General features: G+C 65.8%; 15 protein-coding genes and 1 pseudogene. 11 read left to right on the top strand and 5 right to left on the bottom strand.

The annotated features are described in order from the left end of the window. The first annotated feature begins 185 nt into the window (after positions 1-185). From ASF09_RS20460 to ASF09_RS17340, 9 genes and pseudogenes are all read left to right on the top strand, one after another. Positions 186-914 carry a hypothetical protein gene (locus tag ASF09_RS20460; RefSeq protein ID WP_156359410.1) on the top strand — a complete coding sequence of 243 codons (729 nt, stop codon included), beginning with the start codon at positions 186-188 and terminating at the stop codon, positions 912-914. Beyond that, a pseudogene (locus ASF09_RS20455) lies at positions 911-1,252 on the top strand (helix-turn-helix transcriptional regulator). The gene ASF09_RS20460 and the pseudogene ASF09_RS20455 overlap by 4 nt, the downstream one beginning before the upstream one ends. Before the next feature lie 1,188 nt (positions 1,253-2,440). Beyond that, on the top strand, positions 2,441-3,415 hold the full coding sequence (locus ASF09_RS17370) for a CobW family GTP-binding protein (protein ID WP_200912585.1): 975 nt from the start codon (positions 2,441-2,443) through the stop codon (positions 3,413-3,415). 8 nt (positions 3,416-3,423) lie between these two features. Then, a complete protein-coding gene (locus ASF09_RS17365; protein ID WP_235529876.1) occupies positions 3,424-4,440 on the top strand; it encodes a WD40 repeat domain-containing protein in 1,017 nt (338 codons plus the stop codon). Next, entirely contained in the window at positions 4,437-4,658 is a 222-nt protein-coding gene (locus ASF09_RS17360; RefSeq protein WP_060527323.1) for a DUF1289 domain-containing protein, read from the top strand. The genes ASF09_RS17365 and ASF09_RS17360 overlap by 4 nt, the downstream gene beginning before the upstream one ends. After that, positions 4,655-5,491, top strand: a complete 837-nt coding sequence (locus ASF09_RS17355) for a HoxN/HupN/NixA family nickel/cobalt transporter (RefSeq protein WP_060527322.1) — start codon at positions 4,655-4,657, stop codon at positions 5,489-5,491. The genes ASF09_RS17360 and ASF09_RS17355 overlap by 4 nt, the downstream gene beginning before the upstream one ends. Continuing rightward, positions 5,488-6,639 carry a CobW family GTP-binding protein gene (locus tag ASF09_RS17350; protein ID WP_060527321.1) on the top strand — a complete coding sequence of 384 codons (1,152 nt, stop codon included), beginning with the start codon at positions 5,488-5,490 and terminating at the stop codon, positions 6,637-6,639. The genes ASF09_RS17355 and ASF09_RS17350 overlap by 4 nt, the downstream gene beginning before the upstream one ends. Before the next feature lie 53 nt (positions 6,640-6,692). Beyond that, positions 6,693-8,885 (top strand): TonB-dependent receptor, encoded by a 2,193-nt coding sequence (locus ASF09_RS17345; RefSeq protein ID WP_235529875.1) that lies wholly within the window; start codon positions 6,693-6,695, stop codon positions 8,883-8,885. Beyond that, complete coding sequence (locus ASF09_RS17340) at positions 8,872-10,320, top strand: PepSY domain-containing protein (RefSeq protein ID WP_235529874.1); 1,449 nt, start codon at positions 8,872-8,874, stop codon at positions 10,318-10,320. The genes ASF09_RS17345 and ASF09_RS17340 overlap by 14 nt, the downstream gene beginning before the upstream one ends. 115 nt (positions 10,321-10,435) lie before the next feature. Here ASF09_RS17340 and ASF09_RS21100 read toward each other — a convergent pair whose 3' ends face one another. From ASF09_RS21100 to ASF09_RS17325, 3 genes are all read right to left on the bottom strand, one after another. Then, positions 10,436-11,464 (bottom strand): cache domain-containing protein, encoded by a 1,029-nt coding sequence (locus ASF09_RS21100; protein WP_060527320.1) that lies wholly within the window; start codon positions 11,462-11,464, stop codon positions 10,436-10,438. Positions 11,465-11,870: 406 nt separating this feature from the next. Continuing rightward, a complete protein-coding gene (locus tag ASF09_RS17330) occupies positions 11,871-14,891 on the bottom strand; it encodes a TonB-dependent receptor plug domain-containing protein (RefSeq protein WP_060527319.1) in 3,021 nt (1,006 codons plus the stop codon). 209 nt (positions 14,892-15,100) lie between these two features. Beyond that, positions 15,101-18,157: a glycosyl hydrolase family 28-related protein gene (locus ASF09_RS17325; protein ID WP_060527318.1), complete on the bottom strand. Its 3,057-nt coding sequence runs from the start codon at positions 18,155-18,157 to the stop codon at positions 15,101-15,103. Between the two features lie 215 nt (positions 18,158-18,372). Here ASF09_RS17325 and ASF09_RS17320 point away from each other — a divergent pair, with 215 nt between their 5' ends. After that, the gene (locus ASF09_RS17320) at positions 18,373-18,882 is read left to right on the top strand and encodes a gluconokinase (protein ID WP_060527317.1); all 510 of its coding nucleotides are present in this window, start codon (positions 18,373-18,375) and stop codon (positions 18,880-18,882) included. Positions 18,883-18,902: 20 nt separating this feature from the next. On the opposite strand, the gene ASF09_RS17315 is transcribed toward ASF09_RS17320, so the two are convergent. Next, positions 18,903-19,610, bottom strand: coding sequence for a FadR/GntR family transcriptional regulator (locus ASF09_RS17315; RefSeq protein WP_060527316.1), 708 nt, complete (start codon positions 19,608-19,610; stop codon positions 18,903-18,905). Continuing rightward, positions 19,600-20,946 (bottom strand): GntP family permease, encoded by a 1,347-nt coding sequence (locus ASF09_RS17310; protein WP_060527315.1) that lies wholly within the window; start codon positions 20,944-20,946, stop codon positions 19,600-19,602. The genes ASF09_RS17315 and ASF09_RS17310 overlap by 11 nt, the downstream gene beginning before the upstream one ends. Positions 20,947-21,201: 255 nt before the next feature. On the opposite strand from ASF09_RS17310, the gene ASF09_RS17305 reads away from it, so the two are divergent. Then, positions 21,202-21,459, top strand: a complete 258-nt coding sequence (locus tag ASF09_RS17305) for a helix-turn-helix domain-containing protein (protein ID WP_056055970.1) — start codon at positions 21,202-21,204, stop codon at positions 21,457-21,459. Positions 21,460-21,472 lie beyond the last annotated feature (13 nt).

Here is a 21,472-nt window from a genome sequence, read left to right as displayed (position 1 = left end):
ACGTTTCTTGCGGACCGCTGGACTTGTCCGCCGCCGTCGGGGTGTTCAGGCGCTGGGTAGAGGCAGCAGCATAGCGCAATGGCAGCTTACGCTCGCCCCCGCCCCTAAAGCAGCCAGTCCGCTTTCCTCCCCTACTCGGCCGTTCCGCTTGCGCCCAGTCTTGGCCATTCGCGACGGCACTGCCTATGCCTCCGCAAAACGGGTGTGCCTTTGCCATGGTTCAGGGCAAGGCGGCGGACGCCCTGCTTGCGTGGAATCTTTGTCGATCGAGGCGAAATGGCAGCGAGATAAAAAGAAAAAACCTTTCTTTGTTGGATGTGTCCTCCAATAGCGTGGTTATGGTGCTTCAGAAGCAAGGACGCGGCAACCATCGTCGCTTCGGGTACGAGGCTGTCCACATCGCTGCAATTCTTGCTGAACTAAGTCGTTATGGCATGAATACGATGGGACTGCGTAATCTTTCATCGCGACTGTGGGACGCGGTGAATTTAGGTCGCCTCCACCCCGATTTTACACCGCTTGACTTTATGTGCTGTAAGAATCTGCTCATAGGAAAAGAGCTCGCCGCAAGGGGTGAGGATGTTCCGGGCATAATGAGCATTGGTTCAGCACTAGCGCGTGATGATGATCATGGAGAGAAAGAAGGCACTCCAGGTCCACGCCACGTAAAAATGATGAAATGGTTTAGCATTGATGCTGCCCGGCTTCTGACTGCTTACGCAGATCTTATGAGTCGAGACATTTTTCTGCACGATGTGCCAAAGTGGTTTGTAAGTGCAAGCGCGAACGGATCGATCGAGTTCATATTGGAGGACGATCCGTCTGGGGAGGATGTTGAAGGGCGGGCTAGCTATATATGCCTCGATATCAAAGAGATCGTGAACCGGGCTTGGTTTAGCTTAACTGATCAATGAACCGGGCTGACAGGGTGGTCGAAACACGCCTGTCAGCCCTCACCACGGAAAACCCGAGAGGAAACCCAATGGCTAACAGTGCTTCTAGCAGTTTTTATACAGATCTGCAGCCTTCAACATCATTCGCCGGCTTGGACGCTTCGCGGTCCGCGACGGTCATCCTTCGGCTGCCCGCCGTCAAACAGCGCACGGGGCTGAGTCGCGCTACCATCTACCGCAAAATGTAATCACTCGAGTTTCCCGCCGCGAAGCGGCTGAGCGCCAATTGCGTTGGGTGGGTTGCTGCCGAAGTTGAGGCTTGGCTTACTGATCGCTCTCCCGCCGGAGTACGGCCATGACGCGGTGCATAGGGGGTATCGTAGGGGTATCTGTGATTATAGGCCTGAAAATTACTACTATAAATTAGTGGGATGGGTTTATGCACTCGGCGGACCCCCCCCCCCCCCCCCCCCCCCCCACGCGCAAGCCATTGTTTTGCATTGATTTTAGGATCATTGGGGTTCCTATGCCTCATTCCGTCCGACGTAACTAAATGCGTCTCTTGACGCCGCAGGCATTCGGGAGCGCCCGGGACTTATTCGCTGATCGACAGTAGCGGTTCGGTTCACCACCTCGGACGCACACGGAACCTGCGGCAGCGATTACGCGCGCATTGGACTGCAAACCATAATTTGGCGTCATTCGCGTTGAAACCAGCACGAAGGGAACCAGGGATTGTAGCCTCCGATACAAAGTCGAGATCACGCGCGGCGCTGCACGCTGGCGAGATATTTGGAGCGTGCTTTTGCCGACACGTTGATGCGGTATCAGCGATGATGGTGAGGTTCCTGTCGGTCGCTGATACTATCGACCGATACCTGTTGGAGCTCTATGCGTTACTGGAACTCAATATGCCTCTGGACAATTCGCCACGCACTGATGGTGACACGGGAGGCGGCACTGCCGCGCCTCGTCGGGTATATTCCGAAACGGCATTTCAATTGGTACACTAAAACCCGGTCAAAAGAGCCGGTAATATAGAAACCGGAAACCTGATAATGACGTCCGAAGCCTGCATGAACAGATAATGCATAGGCGTATGGCTCGGCCGCTCAGACTGGCCACTTCGACCCCTGTCGTCAGCCGGCAATCGCATTCGATCTGTGCGAGCCGCGGTTGTCTGCACTAGGTTCATCCCGAACTGAGCCATAACCGCCTATGCGTCGAGGACAGCGGATGTCATTGTGCGGCTTGGTCCTTGCCATCGCCTGCCGGCTCACCGGGGGCTCCGGCAGCTTCGGCCTTTCGGTCACCAAGGAACTCGCGATAGTCTGACTTGGTCGTCCGCGGTGAGACAGCTCGTCGCTGCTTTATGAGGCCACTCATCCTGCACCCGCTCATATCGTGACCGCGAAAATTCATCGCATTACGGTGAACCGGGCTGCTCCAGTTGTTGCGCTACCGCAGGGGGAACACCTTCACCACCGTTGCCGCGTTCGAAAATAGGCCATATAGGAGATGCTATATCATCGCATAGGACTCTCTCAGTGTCATCACAGACCATCCCCGTTACCGTTCTCACCGGCTATCTGGGGGCGGGCAAGACGACGCTCCTGAACCGCATCCTCAGCGAGAATCATGGCCGCAAATATGCGGTCATCGTCAACGAATTCGGCGAGATCGGCATCGACAACGACCTGATCGTCGATGCCGACGAAGAGGTGTTCGAGATGAACAACGGGTGCATCTGCTGCACCGTTCGCGGCGACCTGATCCGCATCATCGAGGGGCTGATGAAGCGCAAGGACGGCTTCGACGCGATCATCATCGAGACCACCGGCCTCGCCGATCCCGCGCCCGTCGCGCAGACCTTCTTCATGGACGACGACGTGCGCGCCCGGGCGAGCCTCGATGCGATCGTGACCGTGGTCGATGCGCGCCATGTCCTCGCCCGGCTGGAGGACAGCCATGAGGCCGAGGAGCAGATCGCGTTTGCCGACGTGATCCTGCTCAACAAGACCGATCTGGTGACCGCGCAGGAGCTGGAGGTGGTGCGCCAGCGCGTCCGCACGATCAACGGCCAGGCGCGGTTGCACGAGACCCAGAACTGCGTCGTACCGCTCGAGGAGGTGCTGGAGCGCGGCGCCTTCGACCTCGACCGCATCCTCGAGATCGAACCCGATTTCCTGTCCGAGGACGATCACGAGCATGACGATTCGATCACCTCGGTATCGCTGAGTTCGGCGACGGCGATCCGGCCCGAGCTGTTCATGCCGTGGTTGCGCAACCTGACCGCGGTCCAGGGGCAGGACATCCTGCGGCTGAAGGGCGTGCTGTCGTTCCCCGACGAGGACCAGCGCTATGTCGTGCAGGGCGTCCACATGCTGCTCGACGGCAATCATCAGCGCGACTGGAAGCCGGACGAGGTCCGCACCAGCCGGATGGTGTTCATCGGCCGCAATCTCGATCCGGTCGCCTTGCGCGCCGGGTTCGAGGCCTCCGCGGTTCCTGCCAACCGATGATCGACGCGATGCGTGAAACGCTGGTGCAAAGCCATGGCCGCCGTGTCGAGGTTGGCGCGGAGCCGACCGCGATCCTGTGGCTCGGGGACGACGCGTTGCTGACGCTCGGCGACGGCAGCGTGCGGCACATGACCGACGCGGGCGAGGTCGCCGCGCATCCGGTGCACGGCGGCGCGATCCTGGCGGCGTGCCGTCATCCCGATGGCCGCTCGATCGTCACCGGCGGCGACGATGGCCGGGTATGCCGCGTGACGGGGGATGGCGATTTTCTGGAGTTGGGTTGCTTCGACCGACGCTGGGTCGAGCATCTGGTGGCGAGTCCCGCGTCGGGCCTGATCGTCGCCGGCGTCGGTCGCGAAGCGGTCGTCTGGACGCCCGGCGCCACCGAACCCTCGCACCGCTACGCTATCGGTTCGACGATCGGCGGCCTCGCACTCGAAGGTAAAGGCAAGCGGCTCGCCGTCGCGCATTATGGCGGCGTCAGCCTGTTCTATGCCGCGAATGCCAGCAGCGGCCGCGTCGCGCTCGATTGGATCGGCTCGCACCTCGCCTGCACGATGAGCGCGGACGGCCGCTATGTCGTCACCGCGTTGCAGGAGACCGGACTGCACGGTTGGCGGCTTCCCGATCTGCGCGACATGCGGATGTCGGGCTACGTCGCCAAGACGCGCAGCTTCTCGTGGGATCGCCGCGGCAAATGGCTGGCGACCAGCGGCGATGCGTGCGCCGTCCTATGGTCGTTCGATGGCAAGAGCGGCCCGATGGACAAGCCGCCGTTGCTGCTGGCCGAGCGGCGGGGCGCGATCGTCACGCGCGTCGCCTTCCATCCCCGTAGCGACCTGCTTGCGGTCGGATATGACGATGGCGTCGTCGTCCTCACGCAGACCGGCGACGATCGTCCGCTGCTGGTCGATGAAGAAGGCGCCGCCATTACCGCGCTGAGCTGGAACGACGCTGGCACCCGGCTCGGCTGGGGCGACGAGGACGGCCGGATCGGCATCCTCGACATGGCCGCGCGCGCATGAAGAGCCCGTGCGTCGATATCTGCCGCTTCGATGGGCGGACCGGCTGGTGCGTCGCCTGCGGGCGCACGCAGGTCGAATGCCGCGGCTGGCGCAAGGCGGCGCGACCGGCCCTGCTGGGGATCCAGGCCGAGCTGCCCCGCCGCCTCGCCAAGCTGGCCGCGCGCGGCATCGTCGCCTCGGAACTGGCGCCCGACCCTAATTCGGAAGATATCGCATGACAGATCCCTCGTTCGCACTGCCCACGCTGGGCCTGATGTTCGTGCTCGGCCTGCGCCACGGGCTTGATCCCGATCACGTCGCGGTGATCGACAATATCGTCTTCCGCATGGTCGAGGAGCGGCCTCGATTGTCGCCCTGGACCGGTACGCTGTTCGCGCTGGGCCACAGTCTCGCGGTGGCGGTCGTGGCGATCGGGGTGTCGCTGTTCGCGCACTGGATCGTCGTGCCGCGCTGGACCGCGACGCTGGTCGATACGATGGTGATCGCGTTGCTGATCCTCGTCGGCACGCTCAATCTCGTCGCGCTGCTGCGACACCGCGCGTACGCGCCGGTCGGGTGGCGCGCGGGGCTGGTGCCGCGGTCGCTGCGGTCGAGCACGCACCCGGCGGCGGTCGTCGCGATCGGCGTCGTGTTCGGGCTGGTGTTCGACACCGCGACCCAGGCGGCCGCCTGGGGCGCGGCAGCAACGACGCGGGGCGGGCCCGCCGCCGCCGCCGGTATCGCGCTGGCCTTCACGATCGGCATGGTGCTCGCCGATACGCTGGACAGCCAGATCGTCAGCCGGTTGCTGCGATCGAGCCGGCGGGCGGGGCGCGGTGCAGGCGGATCGGTCATCCGGTATCGGCGCGCGGTCGGCTGGCTGATCGTCGGCCTGTCCTACGGCATGGCCCTGTTCGCGGCGTCGGAGGCCGCAGGCTTCGCGCTCGACCTCGACGATCAGACCTTCACCGCGATCGGCGTCGGCGCGGCCACCATCGTCGCGGTGCTGCTCGCCCGCGGTGCCTGGATCGCCCGCAAGGCCAGTCGTCCCGCTCTGGAAGGCGCGGCATGACCGGCCTGGTCACCGGACCCGGTGCGCTGATCCCGGTCTCCGTCCTCACCGGCTTTCTCGGCAGCGGCAAGACGACCGTGCTCAATCGGCTGGTGCGCGATCCGCGGATGGCGCGCGCGCTCGTCATCATCAACGAATTCGGCTCGATCGGGCTCGACCATGACCTGATCGTCCGCAGCCAGGACGACATGGTCGTCGAGATGATGGGCGGCTGCCTGTGCTGCACCATCCGCGGCGACCTGTTGCGGACGCTGCGCGAGGCGCCGTGGCGGTTCGCGCGCGACGGCAAGTGCTGGTTCGACCGGGTGGTGATCGAGACGACCGGTCTCGCCGACCCAGCGCCGATTCTGCACACGCTGATGACCGACGAGCGCCTGCAAACGCTGTACCGGCTGGACGGGGTCATCACCACCGTCGACGCCGCGACCGGGATGGCGACACTCGATGCGCAGGAGGAATCGGTCAAACAGGCGGCGGTCGCCGACCGGCTGCTGCTGACCAAGACCGATCTGGTCGGTGCGGACGCGCGTGCTGCGCTGGAAGCGCGGCTGCACGCGCTCAACCCCGCCGCGCCGATCACGGTGGCGATCGATGGCGCGGTCGATCCCGACCTGCTGTTCGAGGCCGGGCTCTACGATCCGACGACCAAGAGCCACGACGTCCGCCGCTGGCTGAACGCCGAAGCCTATACGAGCCCGGTCCACGACCATCACGACCACCATCAGGGGCATCATCATCACGGGCACCATCATCACGACGTCGATCGCCACGGCGACCGGATCCACTCGGTCTGCCTGACCTTCGACGACCCCATTCCAGCCTTGGCGTTCGAGCGCTGGCTGGGCATCCTGACGATGTTCAAGGGCGCCGACATCCTGCGTGTGAAGGGCATCGTCAACGTCGAGGGCGTCGATCGGCCGATGGTCATCCACGGCGTCCAGCACATCTTCCACCCGCCGGTCAGGCTCGACGCGTGGCCGAGCGAGGATCGTCGCAGCCGGATCGTGTTCATAACCCGCGACCTCGACGAAGCCGATCTGCGCGGCACGCTGACGCTCATGACGCTGGGGCTCGAGCATTTCGGTCTGGTCGGAGAGGACGCGATGACCCTAGGGGCAGGGGGTGGACTGATCCCGGACAGAGGCTGACGACCACGACGACCGCAGGGGCGGGGCGATACTATTAAAAACGGGGGATATCGGTGCGCACGACGATCATAGAGTCATGGGTACGCGGTGCCGCCGCGGCGACCGCCTTGTGCGGCGCCTCGACGGCGGCGATTGCCGAGGACAATACGCCGACCGCGTCGCTGTCCGTACCGGCGGCCGGCGAGGAGATTACCGTGACCGGCTGGCGGCTGCGCCAGCTCGACGTCGCGACGCCGACCGCGAGCCGTCTCGGCCTGGCGATCCGCGAGACGCCAGCCACGATCGACCAGATCGGTGCCGACGAGATCCTGACGCGGGGGTTCCGCACCGTCGAGGAGGCGACGGTCAGCCTGCCGGGCGTCACCTCGGGCGGCTCGCCGGGCGATCCCTCGCTGTTCTCGATGCGCGGCTTCACCGGCGAGCAGATCACGGTGCTGCACAACGGGCTGTATCTCGGGCCGGCGAACATGATCAATCGCCCCGGCAACACTTTCAACATCGCCAGCATCGACGTGCTCAAGGGGCCGGCGTCGGTGCTCTACGGGCAAGGCGCGATCGGCGGCGCCGTCAACATCGTCAACAAGAGCCCGGACTTCACCGCCGACAGCCTCCAGGCGCTTGCCTCCTATGCGTCGTTCGACACGGCCAGCATCGGGCTGGGCGGCAACCACCGCCTCGGCGACACGCTCGCCGCCCGCGCCGACGTGAGTTATCATCGTACCGACGGCTTCGTCGATCGCGCCGGTTCCACCTCGTTCAACGCCACCGGCGCGGTGCTGTTCAAGCCGCGCGACACGCTGTCGATCGCGTTCAGCGTCGATTATCTCAAGGACACTCTGTCCACCTATTTCGGCACGCCGCTGGTTCCGGCCTCGTTCGCCGCCGATCCGATTGGCGGGATCCTGTCGACCGGCAACGGCTATGTCATCGATCGTCGGACGCGCTTCACCAATTACAACGTGGCGGACAACCGCGCCAAGAGCTGGCAGGTCTGGCCGCGGCTCGTCGTCAACTGGTCACCCTCCGAGCGCCTCACGCTGTCGAACACCGCCTATTATTTTCATGCCGAGCGGCAATGGATCAACGCCGAGAACTATGTGTTCAACGCGGCCACCAAGTTGATCGACCGCGATCGCTTCTTCGTGTTCCACAACCAGGATCTGTTCGGCGATCAGTTCAGCCTGACGCACAAGGACAAACTGTTCGGCCTCGACAACACGCTGGTCGCCGGCATCGACTACAGCCATCTCGACTTCATCCGCAGCCGTGGTTTTCCCGATGGCGACAGCGTCGATCCGCTGCACCCGAGCCCGGGTCTGTTCGGCGCGATCGACAAACGCGTGTCGCCGACCCGCTGGGACCAGATCGCGCTGTTCGGCGAGGATGCGCTCGCGCTCACGCCCTCGCTCAAGCTGGTCACCGGCCTGCGCGCCGAACGGCTGTATCTGACGCGCGAGAATTTCAACGTCGACGGCAGCTTCAACGCCGGGTCGAGTTTCGACCGCACCTACCGGCTGTTCAACTGGCGCGCAGGGCTGGTGTACGACGTCTCGCCGAGCGTCACCGCCTACGCGTCGTACAGCACCGGCAAGGACCCGGTCGGCGCGAACATCTTCCTCGTCAACGCCAACCAGAATTTCGGCCTGAGCAGTTCCCGTCAGGTCGAGGGCGGGCTGAAAGCCGATCTGCTGCACGGCCGCGGAACGCTGACGCTCGCGGCCTACGACATCAAGCGCGACAACATCCTGACGCAGGTCGCGGTCGATACCGTCAGCAATATCGGCAGCCAGCGGTCGCGCGGGATCGAAGCGTCGGGCGAACTGCGCGTGACTCCAGCGTGGGCGGTGATCGCCAGCGGGACCTATGTCGACGCGAAATACGCCAATTTCGTCGATCCGAACTACGGGATCGCCGCGTCGGGCAACACGCCGCCCAACGTCCCGGCCTGGGTCGGCAATATCTGGACGACCGTGCAGCATATCGGCGCACTGCCGCTGGAAGCGGGCGGCGGCGTCAAATATATCGGCAAGCGCTACGGCAATACCGCCAACGACCTCGTGCTCAAACCCTATGCGATGGGGATCGTCTACGCGACCTATGCGCTGACGCCGCGCTGGTCGCTGACCGGGCGGATCAACAATGTCTGGAACAAGACCTTCGTGCAGTGGGCAGACATTTATTACCCCGCGCAGGTCATGCTGGGCGAACCGCGCCGGTTCGAGGTCAGCGTCCTTGCCCGCTTCTAGGGCGAACGCGTGGCGGCGTCAGGGGATCAAGACGCTCGTCTGGTTCCACCGCTGGCTCGGCGTCGCGACCTGCCTGATCTTCGCGCTCTGGTTCGCGAGCGGGGCGGTGTTGCTGTTCAAGCCGTTCCCGTCGCTGTCGCACGCCGACCAGGTGCGACTGGAGGCGCCGATCGACTTGGGCGCGGTGGCGATCTCGCCGCGTGGTGCAGCGATCGCCGCAGGCCAGCCGACCGCGTTGCGCCTCGTCCAGCGGGGCGGGGCGCCCGCGTATATCGCCACCACGCCGGACGGGACGATCGCGATCGATGCGCGATCGGGGGAGAGGCTGGGCGATCTCACCGCCCACGACATGGCTGCGGACCGACGTTCATCGCCCGGCCCGACGACCCCGGTCGCGATCACCTACGACCAGTGGGTCGTCCACAACCACTTCGATCCGCTCCGCCCGTTTTACCGGACCGACCTCGCCGACGGACGCGGGACGAGCCTTTATCGCTCGGCGAAGACCGGCGAACTGGTCCAGCGCACCACTGCCGCGGATCGCGGCTGGAACTGGGTCGGTGCGGTGCTGCACTGGGCGTATTTCACGCCGCTGCGGTCGAGCTTCACCGCGTGGGACCGGACGGTGTGGATCCTGTCGTTCGTCGCGCTGCTGGTGGCGATCGCCGGCACGATCCTCGGCATCATCCGCATGCTCGCGGCGCGCCGTCTGCGCACGCCGTCGCTGACCCCGTACCGCCAGCGCTGGATGCGGTGGCACCATCTGCTCGGCCTGTTCGCGAGCGTTTTCGTGCTGAGCTGGACGCTGAGCGGCTGGCTGTCGATGGACCACGGCCGCCTGTTCTCGCGCGGCCAGCCCACGGGCGAGCAGGCAGCGCGCTATGCTGGAGCCCCGTTAACGACTGCGCTGCCGAACGACCTGCCGATGGCCATTCCGGCGGACACCAGGCAACTCGACTTCACGGTCGTCGGCGGCCGGAGCCTCTCGGTCGCGTGGCAACCCGACGGAACGGCAGTGACCTATGATGGCGACTATACGCGGATAGCGCTCGCGATGCTTCAAGACAGGATCGGCAAGGCGGTGCTGACAGCATTTCCCGACGCGTCGGGTTTCAGCGTCGCCCCGATCGATCCAACTGCGACCTATGCCTTGGCGGAAGGCTGGCCCGCGACCGCCGTGCGCGTGACGCTAAGGGGCAATGCGCTTCCCGATGTCTATGCGGACGGCGTCGACGGTCGATTGCTGACGGTGATGGACGACAGCCGCGCCCGCTACGCCTGGATCTATTACGCACTCCACACTTTCAACGTGCCCGGCCTCGCCACGCGCCCGTTGCTGCGTCAGATCGTCGTGCTGATCCCGTTGATGCTCGGCTTCCTGTTCAGTCTCACCGGCGTCGTGCTGGGCGTCCAGCGCCTACGCAAAATCCATTAGGCGCCGGTTTCGCTCGAAATGCCCCCGATCGCGCTTTCATTGGTGATCCGAGGCCAAGGTCGAACGAAGATTTCGATAGGGAGACGCTGCAATACGGTTTGGCGTCGCATGCGGTTTATCCCATCAATGCCCGGCTGATTTCGTCATCCGTCGCGACATGTTCCTCGATGACGCATCTCAGATCGATCCCGCTGATACCGTAGCTGGATACGACGGCTGCCTGGGCGATGTTGAGACCGTCGGACGACTGGACCATTGTCCCGCCGGCGGCGATCGGATGCGGATAGGTGCTGTGGTAGGCGTAGCGTCCGGTCGTGGCGACGACGCGGTCGGCGCGGTCTATGATGGTGGCGACGGCGTTGGCAGCGGTGCGATTGATGACATTCATCACCGCCGCCGCCTGACCCTCGAAATCAAATTCGAGATAGCAGGCGCCGATCGTCACCTCTTCGATCCGGATCGGCGCGACGTAGATCAGCACGTTGCGGTCGCTCGACCACGGGTTCCTCCACACCGCGTCGGTCATCCATTCGGTGGTGAGCGGCGCGGACATGGCGCTGCGAAACTGGTCGTAATTCTTGAAATTCACCGTGCGGACCGCAGCGTTGGCGTGCGCGCAGACCGCGACATGCCCCTCCGCGTCGACGACGAACGCGTTCAGGAAATAGGGCGAGCAGTTCAGCAGCGACTGCAATCGCTTCAACGCGCGCGCCTCGATCTGCGGTGAAGACCGGCCGAGCAGCAGCGCTTCGCTGATCGAATGGTCGGTGGCCAGCATCCGCACGTCGATCGAGCGGTCGTACAGCGTGCGCGCCAGCGTATCCGCGATCGACTGGGCAAGGTCGGCGAGCCGCCCGCATTCCATGTCCTTGGCCAGTTCGCTCGCGATCACCGCGCCATGTTGCAGGTAATGCAGGACTTCGTCGCGAAACGCGCGGGCCGAACTCCGCGCGCTTGCCGCCAGATGCTTCACTTCCTGCGCGACGACCGTGAACCCGCGTCCCGCCTCGCCCGCACGCGCGGCCTCGATCGTCGCGTTCAGCGCCAGCAGGTTGGTCCGCCCGGCGATCGCCTCCGCCTGATCGGCATGCGCGGTAACCTTGTCGCTCAGCGCGGTCAGCAGGGCACGTATGCGTCGGGGCATCGTATACTTTCTTAAAGTCCGACTGCGGCCCTACCCGGCGATGGTTAACGCATCATGGCGATTCTCTCGCGATTCGTCGTACCTGTATGGTATCGAACGGAAATATCGTCCATGCGAATGGGATGACGCCGATCGCGTAGTAGTCCTCGCGACTGGACGCCTGACCAACCAGCACCAGCTCAGACACAGGTTTCGCGTCGGTGCGTCCGCCGGGACGGTACGCCATAGCCCGCGATCAGCATCACGGTCTTACCCTCGCAATCCCCGGACTGTCGCGACCATGTCGTCTTGGGATCGGCCGGCAGGCGACCAACCTTGCCGCGCCGCAGGAGGTATTCCTGGGTATTTCCTCGCCTTAAAAAGGGGCCGCAGTCGGCGCTTAACGTGCCGACTGCGGACCCAGCCCTCAGAAGCGTGCGCGGACGCCGATGCGGTAGAAGCGGCCGAGCGTGTCGTAGAGTGCCGGGTTCACGTCGAGCCCGGTGTTGGTCTGCGGCGAGGGTTCGGGATCATGGTCGAACAGATTGTCCACCTTGAAGAACATGCTGACCTGCTTGGTGACGTTCACCGCGCCGCCGATGTCGAAGTAGAACGCGCCCTTCATCTTGTTGTAGTCGATGGTCGGGTTGTTGCCCGTCGATACCGGGCAGTTCCCCGCCGAGCAGACGACGTACTGGTTGCCGAACACGCCGTCGCTGAACCAGCGTTGCTGCAGCGTGAGGCTGAACTGATCGGTGTCGTAGCTCTGCGTCGCGAGCCATTTCCAGCTGGGGGTCGCGCCCGAGTTCGCGCCCGCACTGTCGACCGGGATCGTGCCGGGCAGGCCGGGATCGGTGACGAACTTGATGACGTGCGTAGCGAGCGCGCGCACGGTCAGGTTGCCGGCGATGCCGAGCGGTCGGCGCCACTGATAGCTGCCCTCGATATCGAACCCGTTGGTCTTGATCGAGGCGAGGTTGAACGACTGGACGTTGACGAAATTCGGGCCCGCCGTGTTCTGCAGATTGAAGCTGTCGCAGGTTTCCGTATTGCCCTGGAAACACAGGTTGACGATCTGCGCCGCGGTCAGGCTGGAGACGACGTCGTTCAGCTTGATCGTATAATAGTCGAACGACAGGCTGAGCCCCGGTGCCCATTTCGGCTTGGCCAGCACGATGCCGGCCTCGGTGCTGCGCGCGATTTCGGGGCGCAGCGCCGAATTGCCGATCGTGTTCTGGATGATCAGCACCTGCGTGTTGCGGAACGGGTCGGTGAAGTTCGGCACGGTCGTCGTGGTCGGCGCGGCGAACAGTTCGGACAGGTTCGGCGCGCGGACGTCGCGCGAGGTGACGGCGCGCAGGCGGAAGCCGTCGAACGGGGTCTCCCAGGTGCCGCCGACCTTCCACGCGTACACGTTGCCTGACGTCGAATAATGCGTCGCGCGGCCCGCGGCGTTGACGTTCGCGCGGCCCAGCGTGTCGGAATTGAGGACCGGCAGGTTCAGCTCGAGGAAGCTCTCGACCACGTCGTACTTGCCGGTGCCGTTCTTGTAATTGCCCGCATACCAGTTGTTGCCGGCGGGCAGCAGCGACGGATCGGACGGATACAGCGTCGAGTTCGGGCTGAGGTCGGATACGCCCGCGCCGTAGGGATCGGCGTTCACGCGGTAGAATTCGCGGCGGTATTCAGCGCCGGCAGCGACCGCGAGCGGCCCCGCCCACAAGGTCAGCGGTTCGCCCGAGATGCTGACGGCGGCGGCGTCCTGCGTCTGCTTGGTGTGCTGGAACGGCCCGTTCGCGGGAACGATATAGGCAAGCGCCGCGGCCGACGGCGTGGTGCCGCCGAAGATGTTGATCGGCTGGCATCCGCCGGCGCGTGCGGCGGCATTGGCGCAGACGATCTCGCCGTTCAGCCGGACCGCGTTGATCGCCTGGTTGTAGCGTCCGGTCAGGCTGATGTTGTCGACGCGGATGTCGGTGGTGTTGATGCCGTGCTCGTACGACGCGTCATAGGTCCAGCTGGTCCCGAAGATGCTCGCCTTGCCCTTCACCCCGCCGACGAAGCGGTATTGCCGCCGATCGGTGTTGACATGGATGTTGGGCAGGATCGCGTTGCTCAGGCCGTATTGGAAATTGGTAATGCCGTTGGCGGCGCACGCGGCCGAGATCGAGGCGGGCAGATACGGGTTGGCGCACTGGATCGTCAGCCCGGTCTTCGATGCGCCGGGGTTGGGCTGGTTGTCGGACTTCACCTGCGCGATGTTGGCGGTGAAATACACCTCGTTGTCGGGTGCGAAGTCGTAGCCGATCCGCGTATAGCCGTTGAGGCGTTGCAGCCCCGATTGCAGCGAGGTGCCCGATCCGACATGCCCGGACTGGTCGCCGCCGACGCAGAACCCGACATAACAGCCGTTGACGGTGCCCGCCGCGTTCTTGGCGGGGACGCCGTTCGAGCCGTACTGGAACTGGAAGGGCTGGCCATTGGCGTCGAACGCGGTGCCTTGGAGCGGGCCGGCGCTGATCAGGCCGTATTTGGTGTATTGATAGGCCTGGCCGTGATCACGGTAGAGGAACTGTGGCGAGCCGTTGTTGCGGATGCCGGTGTCGACCAGCGTGGTGGCGCGGTACCAGTCGCGGCTGCCGGCGAGGTCTTCGCCGAAATTGCCGGGGCCGACGCCCTCTTCATGCGAATATTCGCCGCTGACGATGACGTGGAGCTTGTCGCCTGCAAAGCTCTTGCCGACCGCGGCCTGGACCAGCACCTGGCCGTCGTCGCCATAGGTGGTGACGCCGGTCTGGATATTGCCCTTGAACCCGGTGAAGCGCGTATCGGTGATGAAGTTGATCACGCCGCCGACCGCGTCCGAGCCGTAGGACGCCGATGCGCCGCCGGTGACGATGTCGACGCGCTTGATCAGCAACTGCGGAAACTGGCTGATGTCGGGCACGCCCGTCACGTTAGCACCGACCACCCGCTGGCCGTCGAGCAGCGTCAGCGTGCGAATCGTGCCGAGCCCGCGAAGCGAGAACGAACTCAGGCCCTGCGATCCGCTCGACGTGCTGAAGGTACCGGTGCTGGCGCCGGTCGAGCCCTGCAGCGACGGCAGCTGCGCCACGGTGGTGAAGATGTTCGGCTGGGCGTTCTTGAGGATCTGCTCCTCGCCGATCACCGTCGTCGGGGTGGGGGCGTTGAACCCGCTCGAGGTGATGCGCGTGCCGGTCACGACGATGTCGCTGGCCGACGCGGGCGACCGCTCGGCGTCGGCAGCATCGGCGGGTAGCGACTGCGGCGTGGCGGCGGGTGCCTCGGTCGGGGCCGGGGCCGCAGTGGTAGCCGGGGCCGGGGCCGCAGTGGTAGCCGGGGCCGGGGCCGGGGTCGCAGTCGTGGCGGGCGGGACGGTCTGCGCGATCGCCGGCGCACACAGCAGCGCCGTCGCGAGTACCGCCATGCTAGTAGCGCTACCAAACAGGCTTCTGCTCAAGCGCCGGTCGTGCGTGACCAATTCCATCATCCGTCCCCTTTTTGCACTTCGCATCGGCCGTGTTCGGCTCGGCCAAAGCTCGATTGTCGCGGCGTTCTACCGCATGCGGTGCAGCCGGACATCTACGACCATCGTCGCATTTCGCCTGGGTCGAGGAGCTTGGCTGGCAGCGGCGATCAGGGGCGGGTGGTGTAGAGCGCGTGGTGCGTCAGGATGTAGAGCGTCCGTCCGTCGGCACCGCCGAACAGCAGTTGCAGCGGCCGTTCGGGGATGTCGATACGGCCCTGTTCGCGACCGTCCGCCGCGTAGACGAACACCTGTCCGTTGGCGACGTAGACGCGTCCGTCGGGGCCGGTCGCCACGCTCTCCCCGCCGCGGGTCGCGAAGCGCTTGAGATCGGTGATCGCGCCGCCGCGGCCGAGCAGTCCGGTGTAGGTCGTGTCCTCGGATCCGTTGACGATGTGCACGCGCGCGCCGACCCGGCCGGTGACGAAGCCGTAGGTGTCGAGCGTATCGGAGAACCGCCAGCCGATATGGTTCGCCGGCCCCTGCTGCCAGACGCGGTAGGCGGGCAGCACGAGGCTATTGTCGGGCGAGACATATTCCAGCGGCTTCGGCACCGCGGCATCGCGCGCGAACATCTCCGCCAAGGTCGTGAAATGGTCGGTCTCGGCGTCGTATTGATCGCGGAATTCGCCGTTGTTCCAGACGCTGCCGGGCAGTGCGACCGCGGCGCCGGTGCGCGCGGCGACCGGTGTCGGCGCGATCACGCGCACGTCCTGCGGTTTCGCCGGGTCGATCGCGTAGACCGTGCCCGTCGGTCCTGCGGACGAGAGCACCATCAGCGTGCCCGACCGATCGATCGCCAAATTGACGGGATCGAGCGGCGCATCGGCGACGATCGACAGGCCGTCCTTCTCCGACCAGCCATGGATGCGCTGGAACTGGCGGTCGACGAAATACAGTTTCCCCGCAGCATCCACCGCGCCGCCGCCGAGTGAATAGAAGCCATCGGCGACCTGCTTGACGGAAGCGAGCGGGGCAGGGGCGGCGGGCGCCGGCGTATCGGTCACGTCGAGCACCGCGAACTCGCGCTCGCGCATCTCGGTGCCGCGCGTGACATCGACGATCGCGTTTTCGTACGGATATTTGCTCGCGCGCAGATACGTGCCGCAGCCGTTCGCGTCGCAGGTCGAAAAGCCGCTCTCGGCGTTGACGTGGACGTTGCGGAACCGGATGTTGGTCGAGCCGTACAGCGTCACCGCTGCCTTCGCCGGTTCGAGCGACCGCGTGACGCGGTAGGCGTGGAGATTGGCGAACAGGATGTCGCGCGAATTGCGCACCTCGAGCGCAACGGTCGCCCGGCTTTCGCCGGCTTCCTCTTCGGTCTGCGGCGCGAGGAACTGCCAGTTGCGCACCCCGTCGAGGACGATCTCGGCACGTCGGTGATGCTCTGCCGACATCTGGTAGACATAGCCCGGCGTGCTGGTGTTCGACACGTGCAGCCCGGCAGCGGCGTAGGTATCGGGCGTCCACACGCCGTTGAACGTGCCGCCGCCGCCGTCGGTGACCCATAGGCTCGCATATTGCCCGTCCCAGCGCTTGGCCGGGTCGATGTCGGCGGTGTGCGTCGCGTTGTAGGGATCGAAGCGGCTGCCATCGGCGGCAAAGGTACCGTGACCGCCCTGGAACTTCACGTCGTCGACCAGCGAATGCTCGCCCGCGCGCCATAGCAGCGCGGTCGCGCGCGGATTGCTGCCGCCGGTGAACAGGCCGAGCCCCGAGACGATCGCGCCGCCGCCCTTCGCGCTTTCGATCAGCGCGCGGGGGCTGCCGACGCCGCGATACGCCGGGCTGTTCTCGGCGAGGACGATCTGCGTCAGGCTGGGGTGGAGGCCGATTAATACGCTGTCCGCGCGCAGTTTCAGCGTGTCGGAGACGCGGTAGAACCCGGCGGGAAAATACAGCACTCGGTGGCCGTCGATCGCCCGCTGGAGCGCGGCGGTGTCGTCGGTCACATCGTCGCCGCGCACGCCGAGATCGCGGACGTTGGTCCAGGCCGATACAGGCGGCAGCGCACGGATCGCGGCGTCGCGCGGGCGGTCGACTTTGGGCAGCGGCGTCGCGTCCATTCGTGTCGCGAAGCTGCCCGTGGTGCCGAGCGCGGGGAGAGTCAGGCCGTACGTGAACGCGCGGACGCGGTAACGTGCGGCGGGGCCGGCGACCGTGCGGCCGCTGTCGCGAAAGCGCGCGAACGTCGGCGTATTCTGACCGACCGCGTTGTCGAAGCCGATCTGCGTATAGGCATTGCCCTCGTTGCTGATGACGATGCCGGCCTTGGCGACGTTCTCGAACCGGACGTCCTTGCCCCACAGCCAGTCGCCATAGCCGCGATCGATCTCGATCCCGACGGGGACGTTGCGGATCACGGTGTTGACCAGCGTCAGCCCGGCCTCGTGCTCGCGGATCGCCGCGTCGCGCTGACCCTCGAAGACCGAATCGAGCAACGTGAACTGCCACGCCGGCGAGGTCTTCTCGGTCAGGATGCCGTAGCGGCCCCCGAAGAACTTCAGGTCCTGAGCCAGATTGCCGACCTGGTAGACGCCTGCCAGCGCCGAACCCAGGTGGAAGTCGATATGGCTGAGATAGGCGTGCTGCGCCGCGTGGAAGCGGACCGCGGTCGCGGCCGGATTGCCCTCGCCGATCTCGAAATCGACGTTCGACAGCGCGGTGTAGAAGGTGCCCGAATTGGCATCCGCGATCGCCGGGTCGAACGGTACGCTGGTCGGCGGCGGGACCGGAACGGGCGGTGCCGGCGGTGATCCCGGAGTTGCAGCCGGGGTGCCGGTGAAGAAGACCATGCTGCCGACGCCGCGCTGGAACCCTGGGGTCGACGGCGCGAGCAGGAGCACCGGGCGGGCCTTGCCGACCCCGAACAGGCGGACGCCCGGCCGCATGTAGAGCGTGCGCGTGATCCGGTAGCGGCCAGCGGGCAGGAAGACGATCCCGCCCGCGCCGGTGTTCTTCGACGCGGCGGCGGCCGCATCGATCGCGCGCTGGATCGCCACGCTGTCGTCGGTGACGCCGTCGCCGCGCGCCGCGACGGTGATCGCGCGCGGATCGACGGGCGCGGTGGCGAACACCGAGGTCGAGGCAAGAGCGGGGGCGGACACTCCGACCAGCAGCCCCACCAGGAGAGGGGCTGCGAAACCGGCGGTAAATCTGGCCGTCATGACTGTGCGTCCTTCGATGAGGGCCGTTTCCCGCTGTACGGAAAGCGATAGGCTGCCGCGGCGCGCGCGACGATTGCGACAAAGGTCGTAATGGCCAATCCGGAACATCTGATCGATAGCGGCGTATCGACACCCGGCCACTCGGTCGTTGCGAAGGATATCGACGGCCGGTGCCAGATCGTGTGAACTCTGAAAGCCCATACGGGATCGTCGTCATGGGCGTGAGCGGCAGCGGCAAGTCGACGCTGGCCGCGCTGCTCGCTCGGCACCTGCACAGCCCGCTGCTCGAAGGCGACGATTTCCATTCCGCGGCGAACGTCGCCAAGATGGAATCGGGGCATCCGCTCGACGATGCCGATCGCTGGCCGTGGCTCGACCGGCTCGGCGCCGCGATTGGCGTGGCGGCGGAGGATCGGGCCAATCAGACCGGAATTGCGGTGGCCGCCTGCTCCGCGCTGAAACGCAGCTACCGGGAGCGACTCTCGCAAGCCTCCACAGTGCCGCTCGCCTTCGTGCTGCTCGACACCGCGCCCGACGAAATCGCCCGGCGTCTCGCAGGCCGCACCGGTCATTACATGCCGCCCAGTCTGCTCGACAGCCAGCTTGCGACACTCGAACGGCCATCGCCCGGCGAGTGCGCGATCACGCTCGATGCCGCGCTGACGCCCGAGCGGTTGAGCGAGGACGCGCTTGCTTGGCTGAGCGCGCAATTTCCGCGAGGCTAAGCCCCGGCGACACCGCGCGGTCATGGCATCAGCCGCTTGCGACCCTGCGACAGGTGCCAGCGCATCGCCAGCGCTGCGCCGTCCGCGTCCTGCGCGCGGATCGCCTCGACGATCGCATCATGCTCCTCCATCATCGCACCGATCACCTCGGGCGGCCGCGACCGCGAGATATCCACGCCCGCGCGCAGGATTCGCATCACCTCGTCCTGGAGGTGATCGAACACCGGCAGGAACGCCGCATTGCCGGTCGCCTCGGCGATCGCGCGGTGAAGCTGCCAGTCCTCGTCATGCGCCGATGCGTTGGACAGCAACGCGCTCCGCAGCGCCTCTAGCGCGCGCTCGATCGCGTCGAGCTGGCGATCGGAGCGGCGCTGCGCCGCGAGGCGCGCCGCCTCCGCCTCCAGCACGAAGCGGACTTCATAGGTGCCGAGCGTCGTCGCGAGCGCATCCATGGGCATGTGCGTGCCGAGCCGAGCGGACGGCCGGCGCTTGACGAACGAGCCCGCACCGAGCCGCGCCTGCGTGATGCCGTCCGAAGCGAGCCGTGCCAGCGCCTCGCGGACGATGGTGCGCGACATCCCGAACGTCGCCGCGAGCTTGGCCTCCGACGGCAGGCGGTCGCCGATCGCCAGATCGTCTTCGGTGATGATCCGGACGATGCCGGTATAGGCGCGGTCCGCCAGCCGGCCTTCGGTCGAGGGTAAGGGGGGCTTGGGGTCAGACGACATAGCTGAGCGCCATCACGAGGACGAGGCCGACCACCGAGATCGCGGTTTCGAGCAGCGACCAGGTCCGGAACGTGTCGGCGGTACTCGTGCCGACATAGCTTTTCACCAGCCAGAACCCCGGATCGTTGACGTGGCTGAAGAACACCGAGCCCGCGCCGATCGCCAGCACGACCAGTTCCGGCGACACGCCCGAACTCGCGACCACGCCGGGCATGATCCCGACCGCGGTGATCGTCGCGACGGTCGCCGAGCCTGCCGCGAGTCGGATCGCCACCGCGACCAGCCAGCCGAGCAGCAGCGGCGAGATCGAATACATCAGCACGGTCCGCGCGAGCAGGTCCGAAAGCCCCGCTGTCACCAGCACCTGCTTCAACGCCCCCCCCGCACCGATCGCGAGCAGGATTGCGCCGGCCGCGCCCATCGTCTCGTGCCACACTGCATCCTGGATCGCGACCTCGCGCAGCCGCCGGCCGAACAGCAGCGGCAGCGCGATCAGGTTGGTCAGCAGCAGCGCGACCACCGGGTTGCTCGCGGCGACCAGCCAGGCCGCGCCCTTCAGCGACGGCGCCATCTGGCCAAGCTCGCCGGTCGCGATCATCAGCACCGGCAGCAGCACGATCAGCAGCGACAGCGCGCGAGGGGGCGGCGCGATCGCGAGCCCGGTCTCGCGGAGTACGGGCGATACCAGCCGCACGCCCCGCGTGGTGAACTTCGCCAGCAGTGGTCCCGCGATGACCGCGGTCGGGATCGCGATCAGGATGCCGTACAGCATCGTCCGGCCGAGATTGGCACCGAGCGCCTCGACCGCGAGCAGCGGCCCCGGATGCGGCGGCACCAGCGCATGGACCACGCCGAGCCCCGCGAGCGCGGGCATGATCAGCCGCAGCTTGGCGGCATCGCGCGCCGCGCCGTCCTGGCCGGTCATTTCCTCCGCTGCGGCGACGACGATCGGCAGCAGCAGCACGAGCCCGGTTTCGAAGAACAACGGCAGGCCGACGACGATCGCGATCCCCAGCGTCGCCCACGGCGCGGCGCGCACGCCGGTCAGGCGCAGCGCGCCCTTCGCCAACGAGGCCGCGGCGCCCGATAGATGCAGCATCGCGCCAAGCGACAAGCCGAGCGCGACGACCAGCCCGGTACCGCCGATGATATCGCCGACGCCCTTCTGCACGGCTTTCGCCACATCGGGGAGCGGCAGGCCGGCGAGCAGGCCGACGGTGAACGCGCCGCACAGCAGGCCGATGAAGGGGTGCAGGCGGCCTTTGACGATCATCAGCACGGCGAGCAGGATGCCGGAGAGCGCGGCGATCACCAGCCGCAGGTCGCCGCCGATCATTGCGCTGCGCCGATCGCAGGGGCGTCGCGACGTGCTGGCTGACGGTCCGGTGCTTGCGCCTTCATCATCGCTCCCCGCTCGATCCGGCGGCGTTTCTCGCCTGCCGATATGGCTCTAGCTGTAGGACAGGTTTTTGCCTGCCGCCAACAGAAAAGGCTTGATTGCCGATAAATCCGGGGCGCATACGGAAAACCTGTCCAACCGAATCCATTCAAATGGATCGCACCCACGGGCCGAAACAGGAGGAGGATGACCATGCAAGGGACCACCCAGACCGTCTCGCAGCACCGGCAGCTGCCAGCCATCCCGGTATCGCCGCAGCTCACGCCGACCCAGATCAAGGTGCTGCACGGCGTCCATTCCGGACTGCTCAACAAACAGATCGCGTACGACCTCGGTATCGCCGAGGCGACCGTGAAGGCGCACATGACCGCGCTGATGCGCAAGCTGAACGTCCGCAACCGAACCCAGGTCGCGATCGTCGCGCACGGCCTGGTGTTGCACGCCGCCTGAACGTTCGGCTCGC

The organism is Sphingomonas sp. Leaf242 (assembly GCF_001422045.1).
Lineage (GTDB): Bacteria > Pseudomonadota > Alphaproteobacteria > Sphingomonadales > Sphingomonadaceae > Sphingomonas.
This window is presented reverse-complemented; position numbering and strand designations above follow the sequence as displayed.

What these genes read in the sequence shown, in the direction of transcription:
- ASF09_RS20460 (WP_156359410.1), top strand. Translation starts at nt 186, where the DNA reads ATGCCTCCGCAAAACGGGTGTGCCTTTGCCATGGTTCAGGGCAAGGCG.
- ASF09_RS17365 (WP_235529876.1), top strand. Translation starts at nt 3,424, where the DNA reads ATGCGTGAAACGCTGGTGCAAAGCCATGGCCGCCGTGTCGAGGTTGGC.
- ASF09_RS17360 (WP_060527323.1), top strand. Translation starts at nt 4,437, where the DNA reads ATGAAGAGCCCGTGCGTCGATATCTGCCGCTTCGATGGGCGGACCGGC.
- ASF09_RS17355 (WP_060527322.1), top strand. Translation starts at nt 4,655, where the DNA reads ATGACAGATCCCTCGTTCGCACTGCCCACGCTGGGCCTGATGTTCGTG.
- ASF09_RS17350 (WP_060527321.1), top strand. Translation starts at nt 5,488, where the DNA reads ATGACCGGCCTGGTCACCGGACCCGGTGCGCTGATCCCGGTCTCCGTC.
- ASF09_RS21100 (WP_060527320.1), bottom strand. Translation starts at nt 11,464, where the DNA reads ATGCCCCGACGCATACGTGCCCTGCTGACCGCGCTGAGCGACAAGGTT.
- ASF09_RS17330 (WP_060527319.1), bottom strand. Translation starts at nt 14,891, where the DNA reads ATGGCGGTACTCGCGACGGCGCTGCTGTGTGCGCCGGCGATCGCGCAG.
- ASF09_RS17325 (WP_060527318.1), bottom strand. Translation starts at nt 18,157, where the DNA reads ATGACGGCCAGATTTACCGCCGGTTTCGCAGCCCCTCTCCTGGTGGGG.
- ASF09_RS17320 (WP_060527317.1), top strand. Translation starts at nt 18,373, where the DNA reads ATGGGCGTGAGCGGCAGCGGCAAGTCGACGCTGGCCGCGCTGCTCGCT.
- ASF09_RS17315 (WP_060527316.1), bottom strand. Translation starts at nt 19,610, where the DNA reads ATGTCGTCTGACCCCAAGCCCCCCTTACCCTCGACCGAAGGCCGGCTG.
- ASF09_RS17310 (WP_060527315.1), bottom strand. Translation starts at nt 20,946, where the DNA reads ATGATCGGCGGCGACCTGCGGCTGGTGATCGCCGCGCTCTCCGGCATC.
- ASF09_RS17305 (WP_056055970.1), top strand. Translation starts at nt 21,202, where the DNA reads ATGCAAGGGACCACCCAGACCGTCTCGCAGCACCGGCAGCTGCCAGCC.